Raw genomic sequence first — 14,759 nt, 5'->3', positions numbered from 1 at the left:
TGTTAGGGGCGGGTAGGTAAGCCGTCGTTAATCCCCGGATACAAACAGGCGCTGCTTTCAGGTTGCACGGCAAAGGGCGCGACGTTAACCCTCGCCCGTCGCTGCAAAATAAGCGACCGGGTTTGGCAGCCCGATGTTGTCACTGGGCGCAAGGCGCCACCTTCAGTGAGGTGCTTTTTTCGGCCTACGCTTTCTATGGTGGCCGTGCGTAGGGCGCATTTGTGCGCGCCGGGTTCCTAGTGCACCGGTCTACCAACCTGCGTACGGCCGCCACCCTTTCGTTTGGTAGCGATGGTGACGGCTCCTGAAGGATGCACACTCATACCTCACAGGCCCTTGCTCTCTTTGCTGAGCCTTACCGCTTCTGCGACTTTTCCAGGCTCGAAACCGATCCACTCGATAAGCCGACGAAGCAAGCCTGGGGCTTTCGCCACCAGCCCTTGGCTGCGTGGCACCGTCACCAGATCACGCCGCTGCTCGATGCACGCCACCAGGGCGGCCACCACCTGTTCCAACGCAACGAACTGCCAGACCCCCTGATGGTTATTCCAGACCAGGGTAGAAGACGGCCCGTCGATGACCGCCTCCATCATCGGCGTCTGGAAGAAGGTCGGGTGGAACGATCCGACGCCCACGTCGTGCTGACGAAGCTCCAGGCGCAGGCTGTTACACAGGGCCCAGACTCCGGCCTTGCTGGCGGTGTAGGCTGTGTTCAACGGCGAATGGACGAAAGCCGCCATGGACGAGATGGCCAGTAGATAGCCCTGGCGCGCCTTCACATGGGGTAGTGCAGCGCGGAAGGTGCGCGCCACGCCGTTGAGGTTGATATCGATGACCCGGTCAAACGTGGCGGGGTCGATGTACTCCAGGGCGACTACCGAGCTGACGCCAGCACCGGCGATCACTACATCAATTGCGCCGAAGTGCTGCGCGGCCTTCTTCAGCGCTGTTTCCAGACTCTCAATTGAGCGCACGTTGGCCACCCAACCGGCAGCGACATCAGGCCCGCCCAGGGTGGTAGCCATGGCATTCAAGCTATCCAAATCGAGATCCAGCAAGACCAGCTTCGCGCCTTTGTCGCGCAGGGCTTGCGCGGCGGCCCTGCCGAGACCACCGGTGGCACCAGTGATGGCAATGACGCGGTCAATCAGCGAGTAGTTTTTCATAGGGTGGGCCTTAAGCAAATAGTGGGGCATCAGTCTGGGGTCTGATTGCGAACGGCCTCTTCTTCCAACTGGTGGAGCAACCGTTGCAGGTGGGTATCGCGTGCCAGATGCCAGTCCGTGAAAACGTTTAACAGGCCGCGCATCAGGGAAATGGGCGCCCAGCGAGCCGGTACAACGATGCGCGGCTGGCGCTTTTGCAGGCCGCGCACCACGCCACGTGCCACCAGTTCCGGTTGTATCGCCCGATGCAGGAAGGCTGGCAATAGGGTCTCGTTCATCTCGGTGGCGATGGCATTACCCCCGAAGGCAACTTTGGCGATAGCGGTCGCCGTCCAGCCGGGATAAAGCACACTGGCGCTGGCTCCGGTCGCACTGAGCTCAGCGCGCAGCGAGCGGGCCAGCGACTCCACTGCTGCCTTACTCGCGGCATAGGGAGCATTGGCTATGCCGTTCAAGTAGGCATAGACCGATGACGTGACCAGCATCTGGCCCCGGTTGCGAACGACCTCCGGCAGTGCGGCGCGCATCGTGTGCCACACACCAAACAGATCCACCTCAATGATGCGGCGGAACTCCGCTTCGTCGCAGGTGCGTAGGGTCGCAGGTACGCCCCGCCAGGAGATGCCGGCATTGGCGAAGGCCACATCGAGACGGCCGAAGCGCTCGACTGCCTGGCGTACCACCGCCTTGGCCGCCTCGGCGTCGGTGACATCGAACGCCAGCGGCAACACGCGTTGGCTGTTGAACTCCTGGGCCAGCTTGTCCACCGCGTCCTGCGAGGTATCGGTCAGCACCAGGCTGGCACCCCGCGCATACAGTTCGCGTGCACTGGCGGCGCCGATGCCGCCAGCCGCGCCGGTGATCAGAACCACTTTGCCTTGAAGGTCGTACATATTCTTATCTCTTCGTTGGGATGCTTGGCACGTTGCGCTTGAGGAAGTCGAGTTGATCACCCACCACCTGCTCGAAGGCTTCGCCCACATAAATATCGAAGTGCCCATGGGCATAGCGCTTGATCTCATGACGTGGCGCGCGTCGGGCGTGACGCAGCGTCTGCTTCGCCGGTGCCACGCTGTCGGGATCGCACACGCAGAACAGCACGGGGGCCTGGATACGAGGTGTACTGCGTCCGGGGTAGTAGCGAATGATGTCCAGGGCAAAGCGCGCGGCGGCCTCTTTGCGGATACGTGCATCTGACGGGATCAACCCGTTATAGCCACTCCAGGCATCCGGCGAAGTCATGAATGCCGTATCGCCAGGTCGACCGGCGAGCGGAACCAGAATGGGTTTGGCGCCGAACCACGAACCGATTCGGTCGGCCAGGGCCATTAAGGTGAGGCGAAGAGATACCAGGGGCTTGATGGCAAGACTAGAGCTCAGACCGTCGGTGAAGGGACATTGTGAGATGACAGCGGCCACACCGGCATCGCCGGCCGCGGTGGCCAGCACATGTCCGCCACCGAACGAGGTGCCCCAGATAACGACACGCTGCGGGTTCACATCCGCGAGTCGACGGGCGTGAGCTATCGCGGCTTTCCAGTCTTCGAGTTGGCGGTTGATATCCAGCAGTTGGCGTGGCTCACCCTCGCTGTCGCCGAAGTGGCGATAGTCGAAGACCAAGCAGGCGTAGCCGGCGGCGGCGAAGCGTTCGGCAAAGGCAGGCAAACGCATCTTGCGCGTCCCGCCAAGTCCATGTGCCATCACTACCACCGGGAAAGGTCCGGCACCCAGTGGGCGGTAAAAATCGGCAACGCAATGTGAGCCGTTGGAGAAGAACTGGATTGTCGCTGGTGCCAGAAGTTCGGTGATCGTTTTCATGAACAGCATCCGCTGGAATGGCTGGAGTGCTGTCATTTTCGGCCGCTGCTGTTATGAAGGCTTGACGGTACCCGACGCCCCGCTTGACACTTTGCGCCAAACAACAAAAGGCCAACCCACCTAATGAGGCCCGATGAACCAGCCCTTGTATAGGCGCGTAGTGCCCGAGAGCTACGTGCAACTGATCTATGAATACCTGGAGGCGCTCGGTCATGAGCCCGAGTCGGTACTTGGCCGGCCCTGGCCCACACCCGCCCAAGGGGGCGGCGGCGTTGACGTGGAATGCTGGGATCGCCTGTTGGTGATAGCGGCGCAAGAGTTAGGCGATCCGCTGTTAGGACTGCACCTCGGTCAAACCATCAGCGCCCGGCATATCGGTGTGCTCGGATCGGTGCTGCTGGCCTGCGGTAATCTCGGTACTGCTCTGCAACGATTGGAACGCTACATTCGCCTGGTGTACGACGTCATTCCCATGACTCGCCGCAACGGCGACGGCTGGTTCGAATTGGTATGGGATGTCAGCCAGTACCAGCCCGGACCTTTGGTGAATGAAACCGGTATGGTTGCTGTAGTGCAGTTCTGCCGTGCCCTAGTGCGCGGCACCGTGAACCCGTTGCGGATCGATTTCAATCATTCCGGCCCTCTTGACTCCAGACCTTACGAAGCATTCTTCGGTTGCCCGGTACATTTCGGTCAGGCCGAGGCGGTGTTGCGTTTCTCCGCGCAACTACTCGAACTGCCCTTTAAGAGCCCCGATCCTGAGCTAGTCTCCCTGTTGGAACAACATGCGGATCGCCTGCTGGCCCAGTTGCCACAGCAGGATGAGTTCGTGGCACACCTGCGCAGGACCATCGCCCATGTCATGCGCGAAGGTGAGCCGAGCATAGAGCGAATAAGTCCCCGACTGGGCACCTCGTCACGCACGCTACAGCGCCGTCTAAAAGAGGCCGGCACCAGCTTTCGCTATGAGTTGAACCTAGTGCGCCACGAACTGGCGCTGTCGTACCTGCGCGATCCACGCCTGCAAATCGTGGATATCGCCATGCTGCTGGGCTATTCGGAGCACAGCGCCTTCTCTCGCGCCTTCAAGGAGTGGAGCGGAAGGTCGCCCCATGAGGCTAGGCAACTTAGTTCGAAGAGTTACTGAGCGGGGAATCGTTGGAATTAGGGAGGGCTTCAGGAGCAGTGTCTGATCGGCCTCGGGAATTCACTCCTTCATGATTATCAGCAGATGGCCGGTAGCGGTCGCTTGTGAACGTCCGCTTATGGCCGAAAGCAGCCATCATTCTTGTTTAAATCCACCCCTCATCCGAACCAATTGCCGCCTTTAATAAGAAGCATTACTATTCACGCCTCCCCACCCTCAGCACAGCGCAATGACCCCCAAGCCTCCCCGCCGCCCAGGCTTTTTCGAGCACTACGAAGAGTTGATCGGCACCTGGACGCGTCGGCTGAAGAACCGTTCGCAGGCGGAAGACCTGGCCCATGACACCTTTGTCCGGGTGCTGGAGTCGGATGCGGCGGCGGTGCAGCAGCCGCGGGCGTATCTGCACCAGACGGCGCGCAATATCGCGGTGGATGCTTATCGCCGCGAGGATCGGCGCGGTGCCATGGAGCGGGAGGCGGTGTATCCAGTTGCGTCGCCCGGCGGCGACCCGGAGCATTTCATGCATGCGATCCAGCTGGCTGATTCCATCGAGCGGGCCCTTGGCGAGTTGCCGTTGAACTGCCGCAAGGTGTTTGTCTGGCAGAAGCTCGAAGGCCTGACCCAGGCCGAGATTGCCGAGCGCCTGGGGCTGTCAAAAAACATGGTGGAAAAGTATATGATCCGCACCCTGCGGCATCTGCGCGAGCGCGTGGACGGGCCGCGCTGATGAATGCCGTGCCTTTTTCACCCCCAGCCCAACAGGATGTTCCATGACGCAGACTCGTGAGTGCGCGTGCGGGCAGGCGACGGTTCGCGATGAGGCGGCGCTGTGGTTTGTGCGCCTGCAAGAACCGGCGATCGATGTCGAGGAGCGGCAGCGTTTCGACGCCTGGCTGGCGCAGCACGAGGCGCATCGGGATGAATACCAACTGCTGCACACCCTGTGGGCGGCCACGGACCGGGTGCCCAAGGCGCGTTTGCAGGCGCTGTGCGCAACCCCGAACCCGAGCATCAGGCGCCGCCCGCTGTTGCGTTATGCGGTGGCGGCCAGTGTGCTGGCGGTGGCCGTGGGCCTGGGATTGTTCAGCGGTTTGAACCCGCCTGCGCTGTACAGCGCCGAGTTCGCCACGGCCCCGGGCGAGCGCCGCCATGTGGCCTTGCCCGATGGTTCCCAGGTCGACCTGAACAGCCGCAGTCGCTTGCGGGTGCGTTATGAACAAGGCCTGCGCAGCGTCGAGTTGAGCGAAGGCGAGGCAATGTTCAGTGTCGAGCACGACAGCAGCCGGCCCTTTGTGGTGGCGGCCGGGCCCGGCAAGGTCACGGTCACCGGCACGCGCTTCGATGTGCGCCGCGATGCTGCCCAGACCCGGGTCGCGGTGGAGCAGGGCAGCGTGCGGGTGCAGGGGCGCGATGCCGCCGACAGCGACTTCGTCAACCTGAGCGCGGGCCTGGGCACCGCGGTCGATGCCCGGGGCCAAGTGGCCGCGGCCTACGCGGTGGATCCCCAGGCGCTGACCGCCTGGCGCAGTGGCAAGCTGGTGTTCAACAACGCCAGCCTCAACGAGGTGGCCGCCGAGGTGTCGCGTTATCGCGAGCAGCCGCTGCGGGTCGGCAGCGAGGCGGTGGGCAGGTTGCGCCTGACCAGCGTGTTCAAGGCCGACGACACCGACGCGCTGCTCAAGGCCTTGCCGAGCATCCTGCCGGTGGCGGTGAAGACCCACGCCGACGGTAGCCAGGAAATAATTGCGCGATAGATTCAGGTTTTTTTCGAGTTCTTCGTCTTCTTGTCCAACTGCAACTGGTTTGCATTAACAGACGCATCTTCTTGCGATCAACAGGACTGCTCGAACTTGAAACGCCTCGACCTGAATAACAACAATCCTTGCTCGCCTTCCACCCGCTGGCTGCCGCTGGCCCTGGCCCTGGCGGTCAGTGCCGCGCTGCCCCAGGCCCATGCCGAACAGGCGTCGAGCGCTATCCACATCCAGGCCCAGCCGTTGGGCCAGGCCCTGAGCCAGTTGGGGCTGCAAACCTCGCTGCAGGTGTTTTTCAGCCCTGAGCTGGTGGCCGGCAAGCAGGCCCCGGCGGTGGACGGCAAGCTGTCGCCGGAGCAGGCGCTGCGCCAGTTGCTGCAAGGCAGCGGCCTGCAATACCAGATCGACGGCGGCTCGGTGACCCTCAGCCCGGCGCCGTCGGCGGCGGGTGGCGGCCCTCTGGAACTGGGCGCCACCAGCATCAGCGTGGTGGGTGACTGGCTGGGCGACGCCAACGCGGCGGTGGTGCAGAACCACCCCGGCGCGCGTACGGTGATCCGCCGTGAGGCCATGGTCGAGCAGGGCGCGATGAACGTCGGCGACGTGCTGCGTCGGGTCCCCGGCGTGCAGGTGCAGGACGCCAACGGCACCGGCGGCAGCGATATTTCCCTCAACGTCGGCGTGCGTGGCCTGACGTCGCGCCTGTCGCCGCGCTCCACGGTGCTGATCGACGGCGTGCCGGCGGCCTTCGCGCCTTATGGCCAGCCCCAGTTGTCGATGGCGCCGATCTCCTCGGGCAACCTCGACAGCATCGACGTGGTGCGCGGCGCCGGTTCCGTGCGTTATGGGCCGCAGAACGTCGGCGGGGTGATCAACTTCGTGACCCGGGCCATCCCGGAAAAAGCCACCGGGGAAATCGGCAGCACCCTGGAAACCTCCCAGCGCGGCGGCTGGAAGCACATCGACACGGCCTTTCTCGGCGGCACCGCGGACAACGGCATCGGCGCCGCGCTGCTGTACTCCGGGGTCAACGGCAACGGTTATCGCGCCAGCAACAACGGCAACGACATCGACGATGTGATCCTCAAGACCCATTGGGCGCCCACCGACCAGGACGATTTCAGCCTCAACTTCCACTACTACGACGCCAAGGCCGACATGCCCGGCGGCCTGACGCAGAAGCAGTACGACGCCGATCCCTACCAGTCGGACCGCGACTGGGACAACTTCAGCGGCCGCCGCAAGGATGTGTCGTTCAAGTACCTGCGCCAGATCGACGACCGCACCCAGTTCGAAGTGCTGACCTACTACTCCGACAGCTTCCGTGGCAGCACCATCGCCGCCCGCGACCAGAAGACCCTGGTGTCCTATCCGCGCACCTACTACACCTTCGGCATCGAGCCGCGGGTGTCCCATGTGTTCGACTTCGGCCCGACCACCCAGGAAGCCAGCGTCGGCATGCGCTACCTGAAAGAAGGCATGCACGAAGAGGCCAGCCGCCTGGCCCTGGTCAACAACCAGCCGGTGGTGCGCCCGGGCTCCGACGGCCATGTGTACCAGGACCGCACCGGCGGCACCGAGGCCACGGCCTTCTACATCGACGACAAGATCGACGTCGGCAACTGGACCATCACCCCGGGGATCCGCTTCGAAAACATCCGCACCGAATGGCACGACCGCCCGGTGGCCGGCACCAATGGTGTGCCGGTGCAGGAGAAGCGCCGCGAGATCAACAGCAACGAGCCGCTGCCGGCGCTGAGCCTGATGTACCACCTCTCCGATGCGTGGAAACTGTTCGCCAACTACGAGACGTCGTTCGGCAGCCTGCAGTACTTCCAGCTGGGCCAGGGCGGGGTGGGCGACCAGACCGCCAACGGCCTGAACCCGGAGAAGGCCAAGACCTACGAGATCGGTACGCGCTACAACGATGAGGTGTGGGGCGGTGAGCTGACGGCGTTCTACATCGACTTCTCGGACGAGCTGCAATACATCAGCAACGATGTCGGCTGGACCAACCTCGGCGCGACCAAGCACCAGGGGATCGAGGCGTCGGTGCACTACGACCTGGCCGCCCTGGACCCGCGCCTCGACGGCCTGACCGCCAATGCCGGTTTCACCTACACCCGTGCGACCTATGAAGGCGGCAGCTCGGCGTTCAAGGATCGCGACCTGCCGTTCTACTCGCGCCAGGTGGCGACGCTCGGCCTGCGTTACGACATCAACCGCTGGACCTACAACATCGATGCCTTCGCCCAGTCCAAGCAGCGCTCGCCGGGCAGCATGGTCAACGCCGACGGCAGCTTCAACGACAACTACATCACCGAAGGCAGCGCCGACGGCCAGTACGGCGACATGCCGGGCTATGTCACCTGGAACGTGCGTGGCGGTTATGACTTCGGTTCGCAGCTGTCGAACCTCAAGCTCGGCGCCGGGGTGAAGAACCTCTTCGACAAGCAGTACTTCACCCGCTCCAGCGACAACAACTCCGGCCTCTATGTCGGCGCGCCACGGACCTTCTTCGTCCAGGCCAGCGTTGGCTTCTGACCGACCGCGTCGCGCCCATCGCGGGCAATCGAGCGTCGACCGGCCGCTCCTACAGAAGCGAGGCTTGCCCGCGATTTTTATGCCCGGCGCAAACCCCTGTAGCCGCTGCCGCAGGCTGCGATCGAGCGGCACGCTCGTAGGGATCTTGCGGGCGCTGGAGACCCTGCGGGTCTATCGCAGCCTCGCGGGCTCGGCAGCGGCTACAGGGAGCGGTGACGCCCTCGATATTCCGGTCAGCCCCGATGCTTGTGTAGCCGCTGCCGCAGGCTGCGATCGAGCGGCACGCTCGTGGGGATCTTGCGGGCGCTGGAGACCCTGCGGGTCTATCGCAGCCTCGCGGGCTCGGCAGCGGCTACAGGGAGCGGTGACGCCCTCGATATTCCGGTCAGCCCCGATGCTTGTGTAGCCGCTGCCGCAGGCTGCGCAAAGGCCCGCAGGGCCTTCCTGCAATCTCGAAAACACAGTGGACGTTCGATGGCCCGCGAAAGGGCTCAGACCTTCAACACTTTGCCGCTGGCCGCCACGCCGATCAGCATCACCGCGATCAGGCCGAAGGCGATGCTCAGGCTGCTGCCGTGGGCGATAAAGCCGATCAGCGCCGGGCCGGCGAGGATGCCGGCGTAACCCAGGGTAGTGATGGCCGGCACGGCGATGGCTTCGGGCATGACGGTCTGTTTGCCCACCGCGGTGTACAGCACCGGCACGATATTCGAGCAGCCGACGCCTACCAGCGCGTAACCCACCAGCGCCGCTTCCCAGGCCGGTGCCAGGGTCGCCAGCAGCAGGCCGGCGGCGGCCACCGAGCCGCCCATGACGATCACCCGCGTGGCCCCCAGCTTGTGCACGATGGCATCGCCGGTCAGGCGGCCGACGGTCATGGTCAGGGCGAAGGCCGCGTAACCCAGGCCGGCATAGGCGGCATCCACCTGGCGTTCGGCGCTGAGGAACACCGCGCTCCAGTCCAGCACCGCGCCTTCGGCGAGGAACACCACGAAGCACAGGCAGCCAATGAACAGCACCACGCCGTGGGGCACGGCAAAGGCCGGGCCCGAACTCTGGCTGCCGTACGGCAACATGTGCGGCGCCGCCTTGAGCAGGGCGACGACCAGCAAGGCCACCACCACCAGGGTCGCGCCCAGTGGCGACAGGCCGAGGCCAAGCATGGCGCTGACCCCGGCCGCGCCGACGATGCCGCCGAGGCTGAACAGGCCATGGAAGCCCGACATCATCGGCCGGCCGCTGGCCCGTTCGACGATCACCGCCTGCAGGTTCACCGTGGAATCCACCGTGCCCAGCCCGGCGCCGAACAGGAACAGCCCGGCGATCAGCAGCGGCACCGTGCTCACCGTGGCCAGCAGCGGCAGGGCCAGGCAGATCAGCAGGCTGCCGGCAGCCATCACCCGCCGGCAACCGAAGCGCCCGGCAAGCACCCCGGCGATCGGCATCGCCAGGATCGAACCCACGCCCAGGCACAGCAGCAACAGGCCCAGGGTGCCTTCATCGAGCCCGGCCCGGGCCTTGGCGTAGGGCACCAGCGGCGCCCAGGCGGCGATGCCGAAACCGGCGATGAAAAAGGCGATGCGCGTGGCCATCTGTTCCAGGCGGCCGGGGCTGATCTGTTGCTCTGAGGTGTGGGTGTTGAGGGCTGTCATAAAAATCCTTGGCGGTCACCCCGGGCGCCTGTCAGGCAATGGACGCTTGGCGCCATTGCTGCTGCCGCTGGAGGACCGAGTCTGCCGTTTCACCGACCAGTTGTTGATACACCGCTGGCGACATGGCGCCTTCGGTGTTGATAAGCAGGACGCCCGAGTGGGCGTCGAGGTGCGCGACGGTGCGCCGCGCGCCATCCTTGCACATCGGGCTCAGTCCCGCGAGGCCCGCGGCGGCGAGCGCGTCGGGGAGTGTGACCAGGCAATCGTTCGAAGGTTACAGGAAGCGCCAGGCCGGGCCAGCCATCGACGAGTCCAGCGCGCCACTGGCCAGGCCCCGGCTCGCAGCCCTGGAAATAATATTGCGTGGCTGGCGAATTTGTTTCGCATAATCGCCAGCCTTTGCACAATTTCATTCCATTGATTGCCCACCACTGATTGCCTGCCCATGGATTGCCCGCATGACCACCAGCCTGGATGCCTACGACCTGAAACTGCTCGCCGAACTGCAACGCGATGCGCGCACCCCGCAAAGCGAGTTGGGGTTGCGGGTGAACCTGTCCACCGCGGCGGTCAACCGGCGCCTCAAGCGCCTGAGCGATGAAGGGGTGATCGAACGCTACAGCGCGGTCATCGCGCCCGAGGCGTTGGGTTATGAGCTGAGCATCATTGTCGAGGTGGAGGTGGAGAGCGAACGCATCGATCAGCTCGATGCGCTCAAGCGCAGCTTCCAGGCCTGCCCGCAGGTGCAGCAGTGCTACTACGTGGCGGGCGAGTGCGATTTTGTGCTGATCTTCGCCGTGCGCAACATGGCCCAGTACAACGAACTGACTCGTGAGCTGTTCTTCGAGAACAACAACGTCAAGCGCTTCAAGACCCTGGTGGCCATGAGCCGGGTCAAGGTCGGGCTGGATGTGCCGACCACCCCTTGAAACACCTTAATTCCCTGTAGGAGCGAGCTTGCTCGCGATCAGCCGCCAGGCTGAAAGACATGGCGGTGCATGCGGGATTTTTATCGCGAGCAAGCTCGCTTGTATGTCTTAAGGTGGGCAAGGGGGCTCTTGTCACGAAACAAAACGACAACGCGGCGCCCTTGGGCGCCGCGTTGTCGTGGGGGAGGCCGATCAGCCCTGGCGACGGGCATCCAGGCTGAAGCGACCGGCACCGAAGGCCACCACTTGCAGCAGGCCGCCGGCCATGGCGATGTTCTTGAAGAAGTGGATGAACTGGTTCTGGTCGCCCAGGTTGTTGTGGAAGGCCAGGGCGGTGGCCACGCTGAACACAGCCAGGCCCAGGGCTACCAGGCGGGTGCGGTAGCCGGCGATCAGCAGCAGGCCGCCACCCAGTTCCACGGCGATGGCGATGCCCAGGGCCAGTTGCGGGAAGGGCAGGCCGACCGACTGGATGTAGCCGACCATGGCGGCCGGCGCGGCGATTTTCGAGAAGCCGGAAAGGATGAAGATGGCGCTGAGCAGGACGCGCCCGATCAGGCTGATGCTGGCGTTGCTGTTGGAGGTAGTGGACAGGCTGTTGGTCAGTGTGGACATGCTGGATTCTCTCAGTGGGTTCGGCCTCACCACCTTGGTGCGCCGCGATGGAGAGAAGTTTGCCACTGGCGTTATGAACGTAATAGCCGAATAATTTCGAGTGTCAGATTCGATTTTTTAGAACGTAGCCTTTGCGAGAACAGTCCCATGTCCAGCAACCCCGGTACGCCCACCCTCGATCAATTGCGCATCTTCCTCACCATCGTCGAGGTCGGCAGCTTTGCCGGCGCGGCGCGCAAGCTGCATCGCGCCACCTCGGTGATCAGCTATTCCATAGCCAACCTGGAGCTGCAACTGGGGGTCAGCCTGTTCGATCGCAAGACCACCCGCAAACCCCAGCTCACCGAGGCCGGGCGCACGGTGCTGGCCGAGGCGCGGAGCATCTACAACGGCATCGACGGCCTGCGGGCCAAGGTCAAGGGGCTGCTGCAAGGCCTGGAAGCAGAGGTTCACCTGGTGATCGACGTGATGTTCCCGGCGGCGCGCATCGTCGATGCGCTGAAAAACTTCCGCCGCGAGTTCCCCACGGTGCAGCTGCACCTGCACATGGAGGCCCTGGGCGCGGTGGCCGAGATGGTGCTGGCGGGGCGCGCCGCGGTGGGTGTCAGCGGCATGGTGCACCGCGATCTGACCGGTATCGAGCGGGTGCAGGTGGGGTTCGTCCAGCTGATCCCGGTCGCCGCCCCGGAGCATCCGCTGGCGCAAGCATCGGTCAACCTGCCGGGGGCCGGCCGCGAGCATGTGCAACTGGTGCTGTCGGACCGTTCCGAGCTGACGCGCAACCAGGATTTCGGCGTGGTCGGCACCCACAGCTGGCGCCTGGCGGACCTGGGCTCCAAGCATATGCTGCTCAGGGAAGGCATCGGCTGGGGCAACATGCCGGCGCCGATGGTCGAGGAGGACCTGGCCAGCGGGCGCCTGGTGCAACTCGATCTGCCAGGCAGCCAGAGCCTGCCTTACGGCTTCGACGCCATCTACCGCCTCGACACGCCACCGGGGCCGGCGGCGTCCTGGCTGATCGATTGGCTGGCGGCCCAGGTTCAGTCCGCCGGCTCGGGCGCGGCCTGATCGGCCTCCTGGAGCGGGCCGAGGGCCTGGGCCAGGAAGTCGACGAAGAAGCGGATTTTCTGCGCCACATGGCGATTGCTGGCATACACCGCGTAGATGGTCCGGCGCGGCATGGAATAGCAGGGCAGGACCCGCTGCAACTGGCCGCTGTCGAGCAGCGGCTGGGCGATGAACGAGGGCAGGGCGCCAATGCCCAGCCCGGCCTGGAGCATGTCGCTGAGCATCAGGCTGTTGTCTACGGCAAAACGCACCGGCAGTTCCAGGCGGCTGCTGCCTTGCGGGCCTTCCAGCTGCCAGTGGCCTGGATGCTCGGCCAGGCGATAGGCCAGGCAGCTGTGCTCGCGCAGCTCATCGACCGTCTGTGGGCTGCCCTTGGCCTGCAGGTAGGCCGGGGCGGCGCAGATCACCTGTTCGATTTCCCCCAGGCGCCGGGCGATCAGCGACGAGTCGGTTAGTTGTCGGCGAATCCGCAGCGATACGTCGAAGCCTTCGCCCACCACATCCAGCAGGCGGTCGTCGAGGGTCAGGTCGATACGAAATTGCGGGTAGCGCCGCATGAAGTCGGCGAGGATCGGCGACAGCACCTTGAGGCCGAACGACAGCGGCGCGTTGACCCGCAGGCGACCGCCGGGCTCGCGGGTGCCGGCGCGGGTCGCGCATTCCAGGGCCGTCAGTTCGTCGAGCAGGTGGCAGCACTCGCTGAAGTAGGCCTGGCCAGCGTCCGACAGGCTCATGCGGCGCGTGGTGCGCAGCAGCAACAGGCTGCCCAGGTGTTCCTCCAGCTGGCGCACCTGCTTGCTGACCGCGGCGGTGGATTGCCCCAGGTCGTTGGCCGCGAGGCTGAAGCTGGCGCGCTCCACCACGCGGCGAAAGGTGCGCATGGCTGCCAACACATCCATATTGTTTCTCCTGGGTTGAATATGTCTTAACGAAACGGCTGATTATCGCCGAATTGTTAATCCATACCATGGACACTTCATTTCACAGGAGTGTCGTCATGGCTGTTTCCCGTTTGTTGCGTGTCATCCCCGGCCTGGCCGCCTTGTCGCTGTTCAGCGCGCTGTGCGGCGCCGCGCCCCAGGCCGAAGTCGGCGTCAGCCCCTGGGGGCCGAAGGATGAGATCGGCCGCCTGAACCTGATCACCGAGCAGTCGCGGGCGGCGATCATGGCTCGGGTCAGCGGCAGCCAGGCCTACGACCTGGCGGTCGAGTATTTCGTCGGCATGCCCAGTTGGCAGGCGGCGGGCGATCCGCCCTACCAGATGTGGATGACCCACACCCCCCACGGCAATGTGATCGCCGACCCGATGCAGGTCGGCGAGCCGATGAACCGGCATGTCAGCTACACCGGCTCGGCGGTGTCGATGTATGCCCACATGGGCACCCATATCGATGCGCTCAACCACTTCGGCCTCGACGGCAAGATCTGGAACGGCTTTCGCGCCGACCAGCACCTGGGCGACCGTGGCTGGAACGTCACCGGCGCGGAAAAACTGCCGCCGATTGTCGCCCGCGGGGTGCTGATCGATGTCGCTGCGGCCAAGGGCGTGGACATGTTGGCGGACAATTACCGGGTGACCCGGGCTGACCTGCAACAGGCGCTGAAGGCGCAACAGGTCAGCCTGGAAAAGGGCGACGTGGTGCTGATCCGCACCGGGCGCATGCGCGACTACGAAAAGGCCCAGGCCTATATGGCCAACCCGCCGGGCATGAGCCTGGACGCGGCGAAGTTCCTGGTGGAGGAGGGCGGTGCCATGGTGGTGGGCGCCGATAACCTGAGCTTCGAGACCTTCCCGTCGGAGGTGGAGGGCAACTACCTGCCGTTGCACACCTACCTGCTGGCGATGCAGGGCGCGCCGATCCTGGAGCTGGTCAACCTCGAAGGCCTGTCGCGGGACCGGGTGTACCAGTTCGCCTTTATCGGCGCGTCATTGAAGTTGCGCGGTGCCGATGCCGCGCCGATTCGGCCGATTGCCTTGCCGATTCGCTAGCCACCTGCCGTCCGGTCAGCCCCGATGTTTATGTAGCCGCTGCCGCAGGCTGCGATCGAGCGGCACGCTCGCGGGG

14 protein-coding genes are annotated in these 14,759 nt (G+C 64.4%); 7 read left to right on the top strand and 7 right to left on the bottom strand.

Translation table 11 applies throughout. From position 1 onward, the window contains the following. Positions 1 to 326: 326 nt before the first annotated feature. Genes BMY68_RS23875 through BMY68_RS23865 form a run of 3 tightly spaced genes read right to left on the bottom strand, consistent with a single transcriptional unit; the run spans position 327 to position 2,984 of the window. Entirely contained in the window at positions 327 to 1,166 is an 840-nt protein-coding gene (locus tag BMY68_RS23875) for an SDR family NAD(P)-dependent oxidoreductase (RefSeq protein WP_085534410.1), read from the bottom strand. A gap of 29 nt (positions 1,167 to 1,195) precedes the next feature. Then, positions 1,196 to 2,059 (bottom strand): SDR family NAD(P)-dependent oxidoreductase, encoded by an 864-nt coding sequence (locus BMY68_RS23870; RefSeq protein ID WP_085534003.1) that lies wholly within the window; start codon positions 2,057 to 2,059, stop codon positions 1,196 to 1,198. Positions 2,060 to 2,063: 4 nt separating this feature from the next. Further along, on the bottom strand, positions 2,064 to 2,984 hold the full coding sequence (locus BMY68_RS23865; protein ID WP_085534412.1) for an alpha/beta hydrolase: 921 nt from the start codon (positions 2,982 to 2,984) through the stop codon (positions 2,064 to 2,066). A gap of 133 nt (positions 2,985 to 3,117) precedes the next feature. On the opposite strand from BMY68_RS23865, the gene BMY68_RS23860 reads away from it, so the two are divergent. The 4 genes from BMY68_RS23860 to BMY68_RS23845 all read left to right on the top strand — a co-directional run bounded on the left by BMY68_RS23860 (position 3,118) and on the right by BMY68_RS23845 (position 8,429). Beyond that, positions 3,118 to 4,131, top strand: a complete 1,014-nt coding sequence (locus BMY68_RS23860) for an AraC family transcriptional regulator (RefSeq protein ID WP_085534005.1) — start codon at positions 3,118 to 3,120, stop codon at positions 4,129 to 4,131. 229 nt (positions 4,132 to 4,360) lie between these two features. Beyond that, positions 4,361 to 4,858: a sigma-70 family RNA polymerase sigma factor gene (locus BMY68_RS23855; protein WP_085534007.1), complete on the top strand. Its 498-nt coding sequence runs from the start codon at positions 4,361 to 4,363 to the stop codon at positions 4,856 to 4,858. Positions 4,859 to 4,901: 43 nt separating this feature from the next. After that, on the top strand, positions 4,902 to 5,885 hold the full coding sequence (locus tag BMY68_RS23850) for a FecR family protein (RefSeq protein ID WP_085534009.1): 984 nt from the start codon (positions 4,902 to 4,904) through the stop codon (positions 5,883 to 5,885). Positions 5,886 to 5,981: 96 nt separating this feature from the next. Next, the gene (locus tag BMY68_RS23845; protein ID WP_175534867.1) at positions 5,982 to 8,429 is read left to right on the top strand and encodes a TonB-dependent siderophore receptor; all 2,448 of its coding nucleotides are present in this window, start codon (positions 5,982 to 5,984) and stop codon (positions 8,427 to 8,429) included. Positions 8,430 to 8,920: 491 nt separating this feature from the next. Here the strand turns inward: BMY68_RS23845 and BMY68_RS23840 are convergent, their stop codons facing one another. Together BMY68_RS23840 and BMY68_RS23835 are read right to left on the bottom strand one after the other, a co-directional pair. Beyond that, complete coding sequence (locus tag BMY68_RS23840; protein ID WP_085534011.1) at positions 8,921 to 10,081, bottom strand: MFS transporter; 1,161 nt, start codon at positions 10,079 to 10,081, stop codon at positions 8,921 to 8,923. A gap of 31 nt (positions 10,082 to 10,112) precedes the next feature. Beyond that, positions 10,113 to 10,286 (bottom strand): hypothetical protein, encoded by a 174-nt coding sequence (locus BMY68_RS23835; RefSeq protein WP_239694124.1) that lies wholly within the window; start codon positions 10,284 to 10,286, stop codon positions 10,113 to 10,115. A 253-nt stretch (positions 10,287 to 10,539) separates the two neighbouring features. On the opposite strand from BMY68_RS23835, the gene BMY68_RS23830 reads away from it, so the two are divergent. Then, positions 10,540 to 11,010 carry an Lrp/AsnC family transcriptional regulator gene (locus BMY68_RS23830; protein WP_062825261.1) on the top strand — a complete coding sequence of 157 codons (471 nt, stop codon included), beginning with the start codon at positions 10,540 to 10,542 and terminating at the stop codon, positions 11,008 to 11,010. A gap of 192 nt (positions 11,011 to 11,202) precedes the next feature. Here BMY68_RS23830 and BMY68_RS23825 read toward each other — a convergent pair whose 3' ends face one another. Next, positions 11,203 to 11,625 carry a DoxX family protein gene (locus BMY68_RS23825; RefSeq protein ID WP_007932743.1) on the bottom strand — a complete coding sequence of 141 codons (423 nt, stop codon included), beginning with the start codon at positions 11,623 to 11,625 and terminating at the stop codon, positions 11,203 to 11,205. A 147-nt stretch (positions 11,626 to 11,772) separates the two neighbouring features. On the opposite strand from BMY68_RS23825, the gene BMY68_RS23820 reads away from it, so the two are divergent. Beyond that, positions 11,773 to 12,693, top strand: coding sequence for a LysR family transcriptional regulator (locus tag BMY68_RS23820; RefSeq protein ID WP_085534014.1), 921 nt, complete (start codon positions 11,773 to 11,775; stop codon positions 12,691 to 12,693). On the opposite strand, the gene BMY68_RS23815 is transcribed toward BMY68_RS23820, so the two are convergent. Further along, positions 12,666 to 13,592: a LysR family transcriptional regulator gene (locus BMY68_RS23815; protein ID WP_085534016.1), complete on the bottom strand. Its 927-nt coding sequence runs from the start codon at positions 13,590 to 13,592 to the stop codon at positions 12,666 to 12,668. The two genes, BMY68_RS23820 and BMY68_RS23815, sit on opposite strands and share 28 nt — an antisense overlap. A gap of 98 nt (positions 13,593 to 13,690) precedes the next feature. On the opposite strand from BMY68_RS23815, the gene BMY68_RS23810 reads away from it, so the two are divergent. Further along, positions 13,691 to 14,683, top strand: coding sequence for a cyclase family protein (locus tag BMY68_RS23810; RefSeq protein ID WP_085534018.1), 993 nt, complete (start codon positions 13,691 to 13,693; stop codon positions 14,681 to 14,683). The last annotated feature ends 76 nt before the right edge of the window (positions 14,684 to 14,759 follow it).

The organism is Pseudomonas sp. NFACC41-3, assembly GCF_900109505.1.
GTDB lineage: Bacteria > Pseudomonadota > Gammaproteobacteria > Pseudomonadales > Pseudomonadaceae > Aquipseudomonas > Aquipseudomonas chlororaphis.
The sequence above is the reverse complement of the archived record's forward strand: the minus strand, read 5'-3'. Positions and strand labels throughout refer to the sequence as shown.